This window comes from Colwellia sp., from assembly GCF_013214175.1.
GTDB lineage: Bacteria > Pseudomonadota > Gammaproteobacteria > Enterobacterales > Alteromonadaceae > Colwellia.
The window spans coordinates 885,085-899,873 of the sequence record NZ_JABSPA010000002.1 but is presented as its reverse complement, the minus strand read 5'-3'; the positions used below and the strand labels follow the sequence as shown (position 1 = coordinate 899,873).

At 38.8% G+C, this 14,789-nt stretch carries 14 protein-coding genes; 7 read left to right on the top strand and 7 right to left on the bottom strand.

Annotation, left to right across the window (positions count from 1 at the left end):
* Positions 1-149: 149 nt before the first annotated feature.
* Positions 150-506: a hypothetical protein gene (locus HRT55_RS06850; protein ID WP_291619885.1), complete on the top strand. Its 357-nt coding sequence runs from the start codon at positions 150-152 to the stop codon at positions 504-506.
* A 33-nt stretch (positions 507-539) separates the two neighbouring features.
* On the opposite strand, the gene HRT55_RS06845 is transcribed toward HRT55_RS06850, so the two are convergent.
* Positions 540-1,964: a formimidoylglutamate deiminase gene (locus HRT55_RS06845; RefSeq protein WP_291619884.1), complete on the bottom strand. Its 1,425-nt coding sequence runs from the start codon at positions 1,962-1,964 to the stop codon at positions 540-542.
* Between the two features lie 133 nt (positions 1,965-2,097).
* Positions 2,098-2,886 carry an N-formylglutamate deformylase gene (gene hutG / locus HRT55_RS06840; RefSeq protein ID WP_291619883.1) on the bottom strand — a complete coding sequence of 263 codons (789 nt, stop codon included), beginning with the start codon at positions 2,884-2,886 and terminating at the stop codon, positions 2,098-2,100.
* A 299-nt stretch (positions 2,887-3,185) separates the two neighbouring features.
* Here hutG and HRT55_RS06835 point away from each other — a divergent pair, with 299 nt between their 5' ends.
* The 5 genes from HRT55_RS06835 (at position 3,186) to HRT55_RS06815 (ending at position 6,788) form a co-directional block, all read left to right on the top strand.
* On the top strand, positions 3,186-3,914 hold the full coding sequence (locus HRT55_RS06835; protein WP_291613399.1) for a glutathione peroxidase: 729 nt from the start codon (positions 3,186-3,188) through the stop codon (positions 3,912-3,914).
* A gap of 117 nt (positions 3,915-4,031) precedes the next feature.
* Positions 4,032-4,283 (top strand): VF530 family protein, encoded by a 252-nt coding sequence (locus HRT55_RS06830; protein WP_291619882.1) that lies wholly within the window; start codon positions 4,032-4,034, stop codon positions 4,281-4,283.
* Between the two features lie 128 nt (positions 4,284-4,411).
* Complete coding sequence (gene purU, locus HRT55_RS06825) at positions 4,412-5,272, top strand: formyltetrahydrofolate deformylase (protein ID WP_291619881.1); 861 nt, start codon at positions 4,412-4,414, stop codon at positions 5,270-5,272.
* Between the two features lie 210 nt (positions 5,273-5,482).
* Positions 5,483-6,013 (top strand): VOC family protein, encoded by a 531-nt coding sequence (locus HRT55_RS06820; protein ID WP_291613405.1) that lies wholly within the window; start codon positions 5,483-5,485, stop codon positions 6,011-6,013.
* Between the two features lie 355 nt (positions 6,014-6,368).
* Complete coding sequence (locus HRT55_RS06815) at positions 6,369-6,788, top strand: secondary thiamine-phosphate synthase enzyme YjbQ (protein WP_291619880.1); 420 nt, start codon at positions 6,369-6,371, stop codon at positions 6,786-6,788.
* Positions 6,789-7,075: 287 nt separating this feature from the next.
* On the opposite strand, the gene dnaB is transcribed toward HRT55_RS06815, so the two are convergent.
* From dnaB to HRT55_RS06795, 4 genes are all read right to left on the bottom strand, one after another.
* A complete protein-coding gene (gene dnaB, locus HRT55_RS06810; protein WP_291619879.1) occupies positions 7,076-8,494 on the bottom strand; it encodes a replicative DNA helicase in 1,419 nt (472 codons plus the stop codon).
* Positions 8,495-8,674: 180 nt separating this feature from the next.
* Positions 8,675-9,640 (bottom strand): DUF4097 family beta strand repeat-containing protein, encoded by a 966-nt coding sequence (locus HRT55_RS06805; protein WP_291619878.1) that lies wholly within the window; start codon positions 9,638-9,640, stop codon positions 8,675-8,677.
* A gap of 100 nt (positions 9,641-9,740) precedes the next feature.
* Positions 9,741-10,346 carry a hypothetical protein gene (locus tag HRT55_RS06800; RefSeq protein WP_291619876.1) on the bottom strand — a complete coding sequence of 202 codons (606 nt, stop codon included), beginning with the start codon at positions 10,344-10,346 and terminating at the stop codon, positions 9,741-9,743.
* Positions 10,339-10,908 (bottom strand): RNA polymerase sigma factor, encoded by a 570-nt coding sequence (locus HRT55_RS06795; RefSeq protein ID WP_291620448.1) that lies wholly within the window; start codon positions 10,906-10,908, stop codon positions 10,339-10,341. Before HRT55_RS06795 ends, HRT55_RS06800 begins: the two co-directional genes overlap by 8 nt.
* Positions 10,909-11,506: 598 nt before the next feature.
* Here HRT55_RS06795 and HRT55_RS06790 point away from each other — a divergent pair.
* A complete protein-coding gene (locus HRT55_RS06790; RefSeq protein ID WP_291619874.1) occupies positions 11,507-14,065 on the top strand; it encodes a zinc-dependent metalloprotease in 2,559 nt (852 codons plus the stop codon).
* 433 nt (positions 14,066-14,498) lie between these two features.
* Here HRT55_RS06790 and rpmE read toward each other — a convergent pair whose 3' ends face one another.
* Entirely contained in the window at positions 14,499-14,711 is a 213-nt protein-coding gene (gene rpmE / locus HRT55_RS06785; protein WP_291619872.1) for a 50S ribosomal protein L31, read from the bottom strand.
* Positions 14,712-14,789 lie beyond the last annotated feature (78 nt).

The window sequence follows — 14,789 nt, the reverse complement described above, 5'->3', positions numbered from 1 at the left end:
AAGCGAGTAAAATACTACTAGCGGGCTACTTGCTAGCCTTAATACGAACGTTAATTTTATTAACAAATGCGCATAATAGCTAATAATTTATTACCTTAGCGAGTCATTTAATATAAAATCAGCTCTTCTAATTTATTATATGACATATTATGAAGCATTTATTGATCTTAATCGTTGCTGCCGCACTCTATTTACATTTCTATCCGAATGAAGAAGTGACTCAATTTTATAACGAGCAAAAACAAGCTTTACTTGAAGGTTTTACTGAGTTTAGTGACACTAAAGTACGGTTAAAAGCCGATAAGATTTATCAAGATTTAGAAGGTGACTTAGGGAGTTTTTCAGAAAGAGAAGTTGAGCGCTTAAAAGTTATTACCTCATCAAGAGTAGTAGTTAAAGAGTATTATTTTACTATTTGTAAAACTGAACAGCGAGATATTGTCTTTCATATCAAAAATCAAGAGAAAGTCTGTCGGGTCATTACCCGTTACGCTAGCATGCTTTAACCCTTGGATTAAAGCACCTAGCCTTAACCCATATTAGCTAGCAGATAACCTGACTAATAATTTGGCAAAGTTATCACTGGCTTGCTCTTGCTCAACATGTTGTTGAGCTCTTATCTGCCACACACCATTAACCATCACATCGGCCACTGGGTTTTGCTGACTGGCAAAAATCATACTATCCAGTAAGTGCTGATTAGCATTAGCGTATAACTTAGTTTTATCACTATCCAATACTAATAAATCCGCCTGTTTACCAATAGCTAAGCAACCGGTATTACTATTAGTACTTTGCGCGCCTCCTTGAGCCGCCTGTTGCCATAAATTTTGCCCCACTGACGCTTGTTCATCTGAAGCTAAAATAGCGCGTTGTTGCTTTATCAGACGTTGTGCATATTCAAGCCAGCGTAATTCCTCAATAGGATTCACTGAAATATGACTATCAGAGCCGATGGCTATAGTACCTTGTTCAGCTAAAAACTCGGTGGTTGGGAAAATTCCGTCTCCTAAATTGGCTTCAGTAGTAGGACAAATTCCTGCTATGGCTTGTTTAGCGATAATGCCTTTTCTTTCGGCCTCATCGATATGAGTGGCATGAATTAAACACCAAAACTTATCCAGTTCGATATTATCAAGTAGCCATTGCACTGGTCTTTTACCGTAATGTTGCAAGCAATCATCAACTTCTTTTTGTTGCTCACTAATATGAATATGAATTGGTGCTTGCTTATCTAAGCCACGCACATGTGTCACCGCACTGATTAGTGAAGCCTTATCAACAGCACGTAAAGAATGCGGCGCAATACCAACATTGGTATTTGAGTATTGTTCACTTAAGGCAAAGCAGTCACTTACTAACTGGTTAAACTGCTTGGTTGAATTGATAAAGCGTTTTTGTCCATCATTCGGTGCTTGTTCGCCAAAACCACCATGTTGATATAACACAGGTAATAAGGTTAAGCCGATACCGGATTCTTTTGCTGCAGTAAAAATTGCTTGTGCCATAGTGGCAAGATTAGCTGAGCTCCCTTTTGATGGGATGGTTTTTGATGTGCTGCCTTCAGTAGCATTAGCGTCATAAGTACTGCCATCAATATCATGATGTAAATAATGAAACTCGGCAACTCGGGTATAACCCATTTTAAGCATTTCAATATAGAGTTGTTTAGCAATATTTTTAGCATCAACATCGGTTAGCAGGGCTAGAAATTGATACATGATTTTTCGCCATGTCCAAAAGCTATCTTGCCCTTCACTGCCTTGCTCACTAAAACCAGCAAAAGCTCGTTGAAAAGCGTGTGAATGACAATTAACCATACCTGGAATGACAGCACCTTTTGCTATTTCAGCGCCAGCAATCATGCCAGCTTCAATGGCTGTAATAACACCTTGCTCAATAGTAATGGTTTGCTTAGCAGCCCAACCATCTTTTAATAAAATATTTTCTGCGTATAGTTTCATATTACCCTGCCAAACTTCTCTAATTGTGCTTATTTACTAAACTGGATTACTTATGCTGCTTACTAAGCCTATGACTAAACTAGCTAGCACTAACTTCAACTTAGCTTACTTTTCTTGGCCTACTTTGCTTGATTTACTTCTCTTGACTGAAGTCAGCTAAGCATTTTACAAATACCTGTAACTTTTCTTTTACCTGCGCAGCTTTTTGTTCATTGTAACGATCACTAGGTTCATCCATATAGGTATGCTGTGATAACTCTAACTGCACGGCATGAATATTTTCTTTAGGATTGCCATAACCTCGGGTGATATAACCACCTTTAAAGCGGCCATTAACCACACTAGAATAAGGAGATAAATCAAGCATGGCTATTTTATTAATCAACTCACTACTACAACTTTCACCATTAGCACTACCAAAATTAAAGTCCGGTAATTGCCCATCAAAGAAACGTGGCACATGTGACAAAATAGAATGAGCATCCAATAAAATAACTTTACCGAACTGTGCTTTCATTTGGGCTAAGGTATCGTTTAATGCCTGGTGATAAGGTTGCCAATAAAGTTCAATTCTGCGCTTAATTTCAGCTTCATCAGGCTCTTGTCCCGAGATATATAATGGTGACAAGTCAAAAGCTGTAGTTGGGCATAACTCAGTGCTATTTGCACCTGGGTATAAATTTATGCCATCGATATTGCGATTTAAATCGATAACATAGCGACTGTATTTAGGTTTTATAATCGAAATACCAAGACCTTGGGCAAAGTCGTAGAGTTTATCCATATACCAATCAGTATCTGGAACCTGATGACCGGTATTTGTCATGGTGGCAGCTATACTGTCAGGGATTAATTGCCCGTTATGCGGCATGCTAATTAACATGCCTATTTTCCCAGTGACCAAGTCATAACTCTTATTCATGTTATCCCCTCAAAATTGGCTATCGTTCAAATTGTATATACAACTTAGGAGTGACTAATTTATCATGCGTTAGTGACTCTGAGCAAGGATAGATGGAATTCTTTTCTCTTGCTTGTATTCGCCATTATTAATAATTTTATTATTAGTTTATTTTATAAATAGATTTTACCTATTGTAATGATAGATTTAATAAGTTTTACTGAATCAAGTTTAGCTAGCATAATAGCTGCATCTTAACGAGTTACTTGAACGAGTAATTCAAAAAAAACGAATAAAATTTACCCCTAAAGGATTTCATTATGTTTACTGATATTACCGGTCAAAAAGTCCCTGCAGTCACTTTTCCAATCATAGCTGATGACACATGGAGCGCACGTACTAGCGATGATATTTTCGCTAATAAAACAGTGATAGTTTTTTCATTACCAGGAGCATTCACCCCTACTTGTTCATCTTCTCACTTACCACGTTATAACGAATTAGCGCCTAAGTTTTTTGCCAATGGTGTTGATGAAATTGTTTGTATCTCGGTTAACGATACCTTTGTTATGAACGCTTGGGCAAAAGACCAAGATGCTGACAAAATTAGCTTCATTCCTGATGGTAATGGTGACTTCACACAAGGTATGGGCTTGTTAGTTGATAAGTCTGATATTGGTTTTGGCAAGCGTAGCTGGCGTTATGCCATGTTAGTTAAAAATGGCATTATTGAAAAAATGTTCATTGAACCTGATTTACCAGGCGACCCGTTTGAAGTATCCGATGCTGATACCATGCTTAACTTTATTAATCCAGCAGCGGTACAAAAAACTGAAGTCGCTATTTTCACTAAACACGGCTGTTCACATTGTGCAAAAACCAAAGCTTTATTGGCTGAACAAGGTTTACAATACGAAGAGATGATCTTAGGTGAAGATACTAGTATTACGGCAATGCGCGCTATTACTAAAGCCGATACCACTCCACAAATATTTATCGACGGCAAACACATTGGCGGCAATGACGAGTTAACTAAATACTTTAGCTAGTCGCCCTTTACTTGCTTTAAAATTTGAAGCCCTAAAGCTAAGCAATACTCCAATAAAAACACAATAATGATATACTATCGTTATTGTGTTTTTTGTATACTCCGATTGGAATTAATAATGGATAACCAGCCCTACAACCCGCTACATGGCATAAGTTTAAAAACTATAGTTACTGAATTAGAAGCTTACTTTGGTTTTGAAACCTTAGGTAAAACCATTAAAATAAAATGTTTCACTGACACCCCAAGTATTCAATCAACATTAAAATTTCTGCGTAAAACGCCCTGGGCTAGAGAAAAAGTTGAGCAGCTTTATATTAAAAATAAGATTAAAATTCAGAATTCATTTGAATCAGATGATTTGAACTAGCCCTATCAATTGATACACTTTTCTGACTATTTACCCTCTAACATATTGCCAAACAAGCTATTAAAGCACTGGCAATACACCGAGAAATATCTAATGATGGGCTAATACTCATCAGAACTTAGGTAATTATGTCTTTAGCCACGCATTATATTTTAACTTGGCAATGCCCTGACAATTCAGGCGTTTTAGCCAAAGTATCGCAAAGCCTGTTTTCACACGGTGCTTTCATTACCGAAACTTCGCAATACAGTGACCCTTACAGTGAAACCTTCTTTTCACGTATTGCTTTTGATGATCGTAATTTAACCGTTTCTAGTAGTGAATTTGTTGCCGCCTTGGATGAATTAGCAAAACCACTCGCCATGCAATATCAATTACGTAAACGTGATGATGTGCCCAATATTTTGATTGCAGTGTCTAAAGATGACCACTGTTTAGTGTCATTGTTAACTAAGTGGAAATCTGGGGTATTACCTATTAATATCGTTGGTGTAATCTCCAATCATCAAGATTGCAAATCGTTAACTGAATGGCATAATATTCCCTTTTATTACTTACCGGTAAATGCTGAGACTAAACTTGCACAAGAAGCACAAATTAGTGAGTTAATGATCGAGCTTAAGGTTGATTTGTTAGTATTAGCCCGTTATATGCAGATATTGTCCGATGGTTTATGTCAGCAATTACAAGGTAAAGCCATTAATATCCATCATTCCTTTTTACCTAGTTTTAAAGGTGCTCGCCCTTATCATCAAGCTCATGCACGAGGCGTTAAAGTTATTGGCGCTACCGCCCATTATGTAACCGCAAACCTTGATGAAGGTCCTATTATTGCTCAGGAAGTAAAGTCTATTAATCACACTTTTACCATAGAGCAAATGGTACATATGGGTCATGACTTAGAAGCGACCGCATTGAGCCACGCAGTAAGGATACATGCAGAACAACGAGTTTGCATAAACGGTGACAAAACCGTAATTCTTACTTAGTTATTACCTAGTTTATGCTTATTCTTAACCTAGTACTCGCTTAGCTTTAGCTTCAAGAAAACCTATCAGCTTATTCGGCTGTAAGTAATTTTTTACAGCCGTCAACTCCCCCTGACGTATAACAATTGACTAAATAAGGCTAAAATTAGCCTTATTTAGTGCTTTATGATTAAAATTACTCCATAACCTATTTTAATAAAAAGTCTCTTTATGATTAATGTTGAAAAAATTCATCACGTTGCCTATCGCTGTAAAGATGCTAAAGCAACAACTGACTGGTACAAAGACAAGCTAAACATGGGCTTAGTACTCGCGATTGCTGAAAATGAGGTACCTTCGACCAAGGCACCAGATCCTTACATGCACATTTTTCTTGATGCGGGTAATGAAAATGTCTTAGCATTTTTTGAATTACCTAATTCCCCAGCCATGGACAGAGATCAAAATACCCCAACTTGGGTGCAACATATTGCCCTTAGAGTTGCTAGTTATGATGAATTAGTATCCGCGAAAGAAGAATTAGAAAGTAAAGGCGTAGACGTTTTAGGGCCGGTAAATCATGGTGTCTTTAAGTCTATTTACTTCTTCGATCCAAACGGCCACCGTTTAGAACTTGCTGCTGATACGGGTACTGCTGAACAATTTAAAGAACTCAATCGTGTAGCTTATGACATGATTGAAGAATGGTCGGTGACTAAACGTGCACCTCGTCACGCGGCTTGGTTACACGAGCAAGATTAATTTTAGTCGGTAAAATACAGCAGGGATTTACCGCTAGAGCTATTACAAAGCTGAAACTAAATCTAAACCTAAAACGAACACTAAAAGCACCACAGCTTATCACTATGGTGCTTTTTCTTTGGCCTGTAGTCTTAGATTTTAACCTTAGCCTTACGCTTTAGTGAATCCTTTGACTAAAGCTTAGGCTAAGACTGCCTACGACAAGTTAGCTGCACTTAAGCTTTATGCTCGTTATAATAAAAATACTAAACAGTTAGAGATAATAGAAAGCTACTGCCTGAAGCTATCAAAGAATTTGCCAACTTGTATACTGGTTAGTATTAAAAGTCATAACACTAGAGTATTGAGATAAGCCATGTGGCATCAAACTGAAATAACATTGCGCTCGAGAAAGCGAGGCTTTCATTTAATCACCGATGAAATTCTTAGCCAGCTATCGGAACTGAATAACATTAGCTGTGGCATTCTGCATATTTTTATCAAACACAGCTCAGCTTCCATTACCCTCAATGAAAATGCCGACCCGACGGTGCGCGCAGATATGGAAGAGCACTTTAATTACTTTGTCCCAGAGCGAGCGTCATATTACCAGCACACCTATGAAGGTGACGATGATATGCCCGCGCACATTAAGGCAAGTCTATTAGGCAATAGTTTGAGTTTACCCATTACGAATGGACAATTAAATATAGGGATTTGGCAAGGGATTTACCTTGGTGAACATAGGAACCATGCAGGTAGCCGCACGATTGTAGTAACAATTAATGGCGAGTAAATTTCATTACCGTCATTCCCGAAGTTACTCATCGGGAAGCTATTCTTTATGGACCTATTGATTAGAAAGATAAGGAATTAAAAGCTGGATCCCCGACAAAACAATTCGGGGATGACGACTGTTTGGTTAGTATTTAAAAATCTAACTATCTAACTATCATTTATAGTTTTCAGCTTTAAGTTGTACTGTTCAAGTTAAAGGAAGAAGCACGGAATTGACGTTAGTCAATGAGTACTTCTGACGCATAAATGGGACCATACAACGACAAGGTGAATGCTATTCAATAATTAATCTTCTTCTAGTACATGCGGTCCGGCGTAGTTGTCGAAGCGCGAGTACTTACCTTGGAAGGTCAGCGGCACACGACCAATCGGCCCGTTACGTTGCTTACCAATAATAATTTCTGCCATGCCTTTAAATTCACTATCATCGTTATAAACCTCATCACGGTAAATAAACATGATTAAATCCGCATCTTGCTCAATTGAACCCGACTCACGTAAATCAGAGTTAATTGGGCGTTTATCAGAGCGTTGCTCCAAGCCACGGTTTAACTGAGAAAGCGCAACTACAGGCACTTTTAACTCTTTCGCTAATGCTTTCAATGAACGAGAGATTTCAGCAATTTCCAAGGTACGATTATCAGAAAATTGCGGTGCGCGCATTAGCTGCAAATAATCAATCATGATCATAGAAATACCACCGTGATCACGGTGAATTCGCCTTGCTCTAGCTCGTAACTCTGTTGGGGTTAAACCTGAAGCATCATCAATGAACATTTTACCTTTTTCCATCAACAAGCCCATGGTTGATGATAATCGTGCCCAATCTTCATCTTCTAGTTGACCGGTACGGATTTTAGTTTGATCGATTCGTCCTAACGAGGCCAGCATACGCATCATGATTTGGTCCGCGGGCATCTCTAGACTAAAAATAAGTGCTGGATGTTCCTGTGTCATCGCCGCATGCTCGGCCAAGTTCATGGCAAAAGTGGTTTTCCCCATGGAAGGACGTGCGGCAATAATAATAAGGTCAGACTTTTGCAGCCCTGCCGTCATTTTATCTAAATCAGCATAACCGCTGGGAACGCCGGTAACACCACCCGAAGGTGTTGAACAAAGCTTTTCAATGCGATCAACAGTTTTTTCTAACACTGAATTTAAGCTTTCAGGGCCTTGAGATTTACTAGCACGCTTTTCAGCGATAGCGAAAACTTTGGTTTCAGCGAAATCCAGTAATTCTGCGCTGCTACGTCCTTGGGTATCATAACCCGCTTCAGCGATCTCATTGGCAACACTGATCATTTCACGAGTAACTGCTCGTTCACGGACAATATCCGCATAAGCTGTGATGTTAGCGGCACTCGGGGTGTTCTTCATCATCTCTGCGAGATAAACAAAACCGCCGGCATCCTCTAGTTTTTGATCATTTTCTAAGGCTTCAGAGAGAGTAATTAAATCAACCGGTTCGCCGAGTTCAATTAAGGCTCCGATTGTTTCAAAGATAAGGCGATGAGAGCGACTATAAAAATCATCGGCAACCGCTTTTTCTGCCACGCGATCCCAAGTTTCATTATCAAGTAACAAACCACCAAGTACCGACTGTTCAGCCTCTAACGAGTGCGGTGGTACTTTTAACTCATCAATTTGTTTATCTCTAATAAATTGCCGTTCTTTCGCAAATTTACGTGGCTTTTTGTCGGCCATTACCTTAACCCTACTCTGCTACATCACTATACTCGCGCTTGTCTTAATGTCGGTTTTAACTAAGTTAAACCTAAGTTCAAACAGCAACTACGAGTATCTAAAAAAGGAGTGCTAATGTAGCAGAATTTGCCTTATGGGAATATACAATTTTTGCTAAAAAACGCTTAATGAGAAAATAGATTATTTGCTACTTACCACTACATTACCGTTAACGGTTGACACTCTGACTAAGGCGCTGCCATTCACCGTTTGAAAATTTAACTTAGCGCCAGGTCCATACTCAGCGTGCTCAGTTTTATCCTGGGTAATATTGTTGTCTATGTCACCGCCAACACTCGATTTAAGACTAAAATCGGCATCTACGCCTTTTTGGAAGGTGAAAGCTAAGTCACCACTTACCGTGGAAGCTTTTAGTAAGGCTTTTTCAGCTAAGGTTAGCTTTGCCTGTAAATCACCACTGACGGTTCGGATACGTAGCTCAATAACTTCAGCTAAATTAAGTTCACTATTACCGGAAACATTGTTAAAAAATACTTCTTTAGCTTGGCTGTTAATATCAACTTCACCACTCACCGATCTTATTTCTAACCGTCCGGTAGAGTTACTATCGTTAATATCGCCACTGACCGCAGCTAACGAGACTTTACCGGATAAATTATGACTATTGATATTGCCACTAATACTACTGAGTTCAACATTTTGGCTGATGTTTTTCGCCAAGATATCGCCACTTACCGTTTTAACTTCTACGCCACCATGTAAGTTTGATATATGAATATCGCTAGAAATACTTGCAGACTTCATCCTGATGTTTTTGGGCATAAACACGGTTATTTTTGAACCATCCGCGCGCCAATTGTCCATTCTTGGGTATTCAACCTTGATGAGTACTTGCGCACCTTTCTGCTCAAAAATAAGTTTTTCGGCATCATCATCTAGAGTGCCAGTAACGGATATTTTATCTTTATCCCAACCAACCACATTAATAAAGCCACTATGGTTACTGATAGAAACATTGGTAACATTGTCGCTCGGTAAGCTTTGTGCAATCTCAATGGCGGCAAGTGTTTGACCACTTAACATTAGACAAATCGTCACTGTGATGATATTGGTATATAGTTGTATTTTTCTTGTTAGTTTGTTCATGAAAACCTCTTCTTTTATATATTTTTCACTGTCTTTAGCTAGCGCTATTCTTTGTTAACTTGTTCATTGTTAACATTTTATATAACGAAATAGTAACTCGCTAAATCACTTGATATTGGCGATATAATTGTTGTAATAACTTCAGCTCTTGTTGCTGAGTAAAGTCTAATAAATTCAATAAGTCAGCGTTGTTCTCATCCGTTAACAGTGCTTTTTTTATTGATGATCTGGCATCCGCTAATTGCGTTAATTCTTTTTGCATCGCCACTGGCAATTTATCCACCGAGGGTTGACCGTAACTTGCCAGCAATGTTTGTTTTTGTAGCTTAAAATTTTGTTGCATAAAGTTGACCAACTGCCCCGGTGTTGGGCTAGTTTTCTGCTGGTTTTGCACCATTACCGGCACACTTTGTTCAACTGTCGAGGGTGAAAAAGTAAACCAAGACATCAGCACCACCATGGCAATAGACGCTGCCCAGACACTCGGCACAAAAACATTACTTTGCTTATCCCCTGCACTAGCTTGGCTTTTATGGTTAAGCGCACGTTCGATACCCGGCCATAAGTCTCTTTCCGGTGTCATTTCATTCGCTAAATTGGCCACTTGCTCATTCAGCGTTTTATCTGAAATCACCTTATCTAAAGGTAGCTGGCCTTGATGCTCATGACCTTGATTTAAGTGTTTTTGAGGTACTTGCTTATTCATGACTTAATTCCTCCTCAACCGATATAAAATCATTAGCCGTTAATGATTCCTTTAATAAATTTCTCGCCCTATGGTATTGCGACTTACTTGAACCAACCGCCATTTTCAACATTTTGGCTATTTCCTCATGGCGGTAACCTTCAACAGCAAACAAAACAAAAACTAAGCGTGCCCGTTCAGGTAAGCGAGCAATGTGTCGATCTAACATCATTAAGGTAGAATCATCCGTTAGCCTGACACTTGCCTCGACTACATTTTGTCCTTGCTCTTCAATACTAAAAACCCGCTGTAGCCAGTTTTTATTTTTACGTAAATGCCCGAGTACTACATTGGTGGCAACACTGTGCAGCCAGGTACTAAACTTACTTTCGCCGCGAAAATTATTAATTTTTTGCCAGAGCACGACAAAAACTTCCTGACATACATCTTCAGCGCTGTCTTTATCTGCCAGCATACGCCAGCACAAGGCATAAATTGACTTATGGTGTTTTTCATAGAGCCGGTAAAAAGCACTTTGACCACCTTGTTTAGCTTGGGCGATCCACGCCTGCTCACCATCGATGTTGCTGGGTTGCTGAGCTTTATTCGCACTAAATAGTCCCTGGCCATCGATGACTTTTTTATGGTGTTTATCTGCTGTTGTTTGGCTATCCAAGTGCTAAAGCCTCTGACTGGTTCAAAATTACTATCCAAAGTTAATATCTAAAATAGTGTCCGCTATTAACTAAGATACCGAACAACATAAAAAGGTTTAAAGGGTATTTAATAAATTAGCTTAATAAAAATGAATTTATAAAACTGAAAAAGATTAAGTGAAAATTATCCCGCTAAAATACACCTTGTAACATCTTGTTACCCTTTGCTAAGCCTGCTTAGTTACTTTAGCTAAAATCATGTGTAAATTAGCATAAGTCACCTGAACTCTGAATAAACAATATTACACAACAAAGCTATTTTAACCGCTATCAGCGTTATTTCTACTACCAATAGCCAGCTATTGGCTAGGTAAAAAAGCCTTGATAACGATTAAACTATCATCACTGTGTATAACGTATAATTTACTATTTAAATTTCATAGTGTTAAAACATTCATTATCCAGAGTACAGGTTAACTATTTCAACAACTATAACAATAACAACCGTCCCATAAGGAAACTCCAATGAAATTAACCAGTCTAGCAATAGCACTTACACTTGCGTTAAGCGCCAATCAGGTTGCTTTTGCCGCAGATGATAAAAAATCAAAATCGAAGAAGAAAGACCAAACCATTGAGCAAATGATTGAAAATAAAACCGCGACCATAGGTTTGTTTGATTTTTATCAAGATAAAAAGACTGGCGAAACGTTAATGTTGTTGGATGAAAGCCAGTTAGACACGCCTTTTTTACATTTTGCCCAAACCGTTGACGGTCTTGCCGATGCTGGACATTTCCGTGGTGGTTACCGGGGTGAAAAAATCATTGAATTTAGACGTTACTTTGACCGTGTCGACATCGTCACCAAAACCTCTCGCTATCAATTTGATGAAAACAACCCTATTAGCCGTGCTAAAGATGCCAATATAAGTGAAGCGGTATTAGCCAGTTTAAAGATTGAAAAAGTAGAAAATGGCCAAATTGCTTTAAAAGTCGATAAACTATTCTTAAGTGAAGCACTGCATAAAGTTTCTCCTTGGGCGCGTGTTGATGATAAAAAAGCTAAAAAACGCTTTAAGGTAGGCAAGTTAAATAGTAAAAAATCACGCATCCTAAGCAAACGCGCTTACGATAATAATGTTGATATTGTTGTCGATTATGTTTTCAATAATCCTAACCCAAGTGTTTATGGCTCTAAAGCCGTTTCTGATCCACGCTCAGTATCAATTAAGTTACAACACTCTTTTATAGAGCTGCCTAAAGAAGAATTTACCCCACGCTACCAAGATGCCCGTATTGGTTACTTTGGTCGTCAATATACTCAAATGACCTCAAGTAGCTGGGCACCTTATAAAGATGTCATGAATCGTTGGAACCTGGTAAAAAAAGATCCAAGCGCTGCGGTATCAGAGCCGGTTGAGCCAATTGTTTGGTGGATTGAAAATACTACGCCACTCGAATGGCGTGACACCATTAGCGAGGCGGTATTAGCGTGGAATTCCTCTTTTGAAAAAGCAGGCTTTAAAAATGCACTACAAGTTAAAGTACAGCCAGATGATGCCACTTGGCAAGCAGGGGATCTAAATTACAATGTACTGCGTTGGACCTCATCACCACAACCGCGCTTTGGTGGTTACGGCCCATCTTTAGCCAACCCATTAACGGGTCAGCTGCTAGGCGCTGATATCATGCTTGAATTTATCTTTATGAAAAACCGTTGGATATATAACAGCTTATATAGTCAAGGCGCAGCTAGTGTTGGTTTTAATAATTTAGAGCAAGTAAATCAAGGGCCAGGCTCAGCAAGTGCATTAAATTGCAGTGCTGGTCATGAATTGCAACAAGGCTTGTTACTTAGCCAAGCGATGTCCAATGGTAATGACATAGAAAATAAAGCCGTACTAAAAGAAGGCTTACGTCATTTGGTACTACATGAAGTAGGTCATACCCTAGGTTTAAACCACAATATGAAAGCCTCAATTTTGTGGGATGAAAAAGAAATTCACGATAAATCACTTACGCAAGGCGCGTTAACCGGCTCAGTTATGGATTACTCTCCCATTAACGTTGCTCCTAAAGGCACTACCCAAGGTGATTACTTTCAAACAGAGCCTGGTCTATATGATGATTGGGCCATCGAATATGGCTATTCAATTGCGCTTGATGACTCAGAGCAAGAAGCCGAGCGTTTAGCAAAAATATTAGCGCGCTCTAGTGAAAAAGGCTTAGCTTTTGGTAATGATGCTGATGATATGCGTGCTCCTGGTCGTCATATCGATCCACGTATAATGACCGGTGATTTATCATCTAACCCTGTCGCTTACGCAAGCGAGCGAATGACTTTAATTCAAGGTTTATTGAGCGAATTAAAAGATAAAGCACTCATTGATGGACAGTCCCATCAGCAGTTATTAATTTCAGCCAATTCACTGTTTGGTCAATACCGACGTCAAGCTGAGGTGATTTCTCGCCAAATAGGTGGTGTTTATGTTGAGCGTAACGTAGTTGATAGTAGCCAAACACAAAGCCTACCTTATACGCCTGTACCAAAAGAGAAACAACAAGCAGCTATGCAAGCACTAACTAGCTTTGTTTTTGCTGGTGATGCCCTAGCAGACATGCAGCCTTTATATAGCTATATGCAGCACCAACGTCGTGGTTTTAATTATTACAATAAAAATGAAGATCCTAAAGCCCATGACATGATTTTAAATATGCAAAAATCGGTATTAAACCAGTTGCTGCATAAAAATGTCTTGAAGCGTATTTCTGATACTAGTTTGTACGGCAATGATTATTCGTTAACCGCAGTAATGTCAGACTTAACTTCGGCAATTTTTGTTGATAGTAAAAAAGCCAGCTCTACTAGTCGTAACATTCAAGTAGAATATGTGCAGCGTTTAATTGCTATTGCTGGTATTGCTAAATCATCACCTTACGATAACCTTGCTAAAGCAGCCGCACTAGGCCAGTTAACTGCAATTTTAGATGATAGCTCTTCAATGAGTTTTGGTAAGAGTGCTGAAGCGAAAACACAAGATGCCTATATCAGTTTGATAATAAACAAAGCACTTAAAGTCTAACGACTTAGTACTACTCGAATAACTAAATAAAGCCTGACAATCTCTGTAAATAAACAGTTTGTTGGGCTTTTTTATGGCTGTTTTTTATGACTATTAATTTAAGGTATGAGCTTAGCGGGACACTGTCATCGACTTGCCGGCAGAAAAAGAAGCCGATATTTGCGTTATGCTTTTTCAGCTTTATTAACTGAGGGGTTAGAGTAATCTCTATTTAGCAGACACAAAACAAAGTCCGACATTTACGTTATGCTTTTTCGACTTTATTAACTGAGGGGTTAGAGTAATCTCTATTTAACAGGCACAAAAAAAAGGCCTATATTTGCGTTATGCTTTTTCAGCTTTATTAACTGAGGGGTTAGAGTGATATCAATTTAACAGGCACAAAAAAAGCGCCAATAGGCGCTTTTTTACGTTTATCGCAGTAAAGAAGAATCTACTTCTTGCTAAGTGCACCAAAACGTTTGTTAAATTTATCAACACGACCACCGGTCTCAGCTTCTTTCTGCTTACCAGTGTAGAATGGGTGACAAGCAGAACATACGTCTAGGTGAATGTCTTTACCTAAAGTAGAACGCGTTACTATAACATTGCCACAAGAACAATTTGCTGTGAATTCAGTGTACTTAGGATGAATACCGTTTTTCATGGGGACCTCTATCTCTTTTATGAGAATTTGGGCGCATCGCCACTTAGCCATTTATTATTGCCTATTGCTATAATAGAC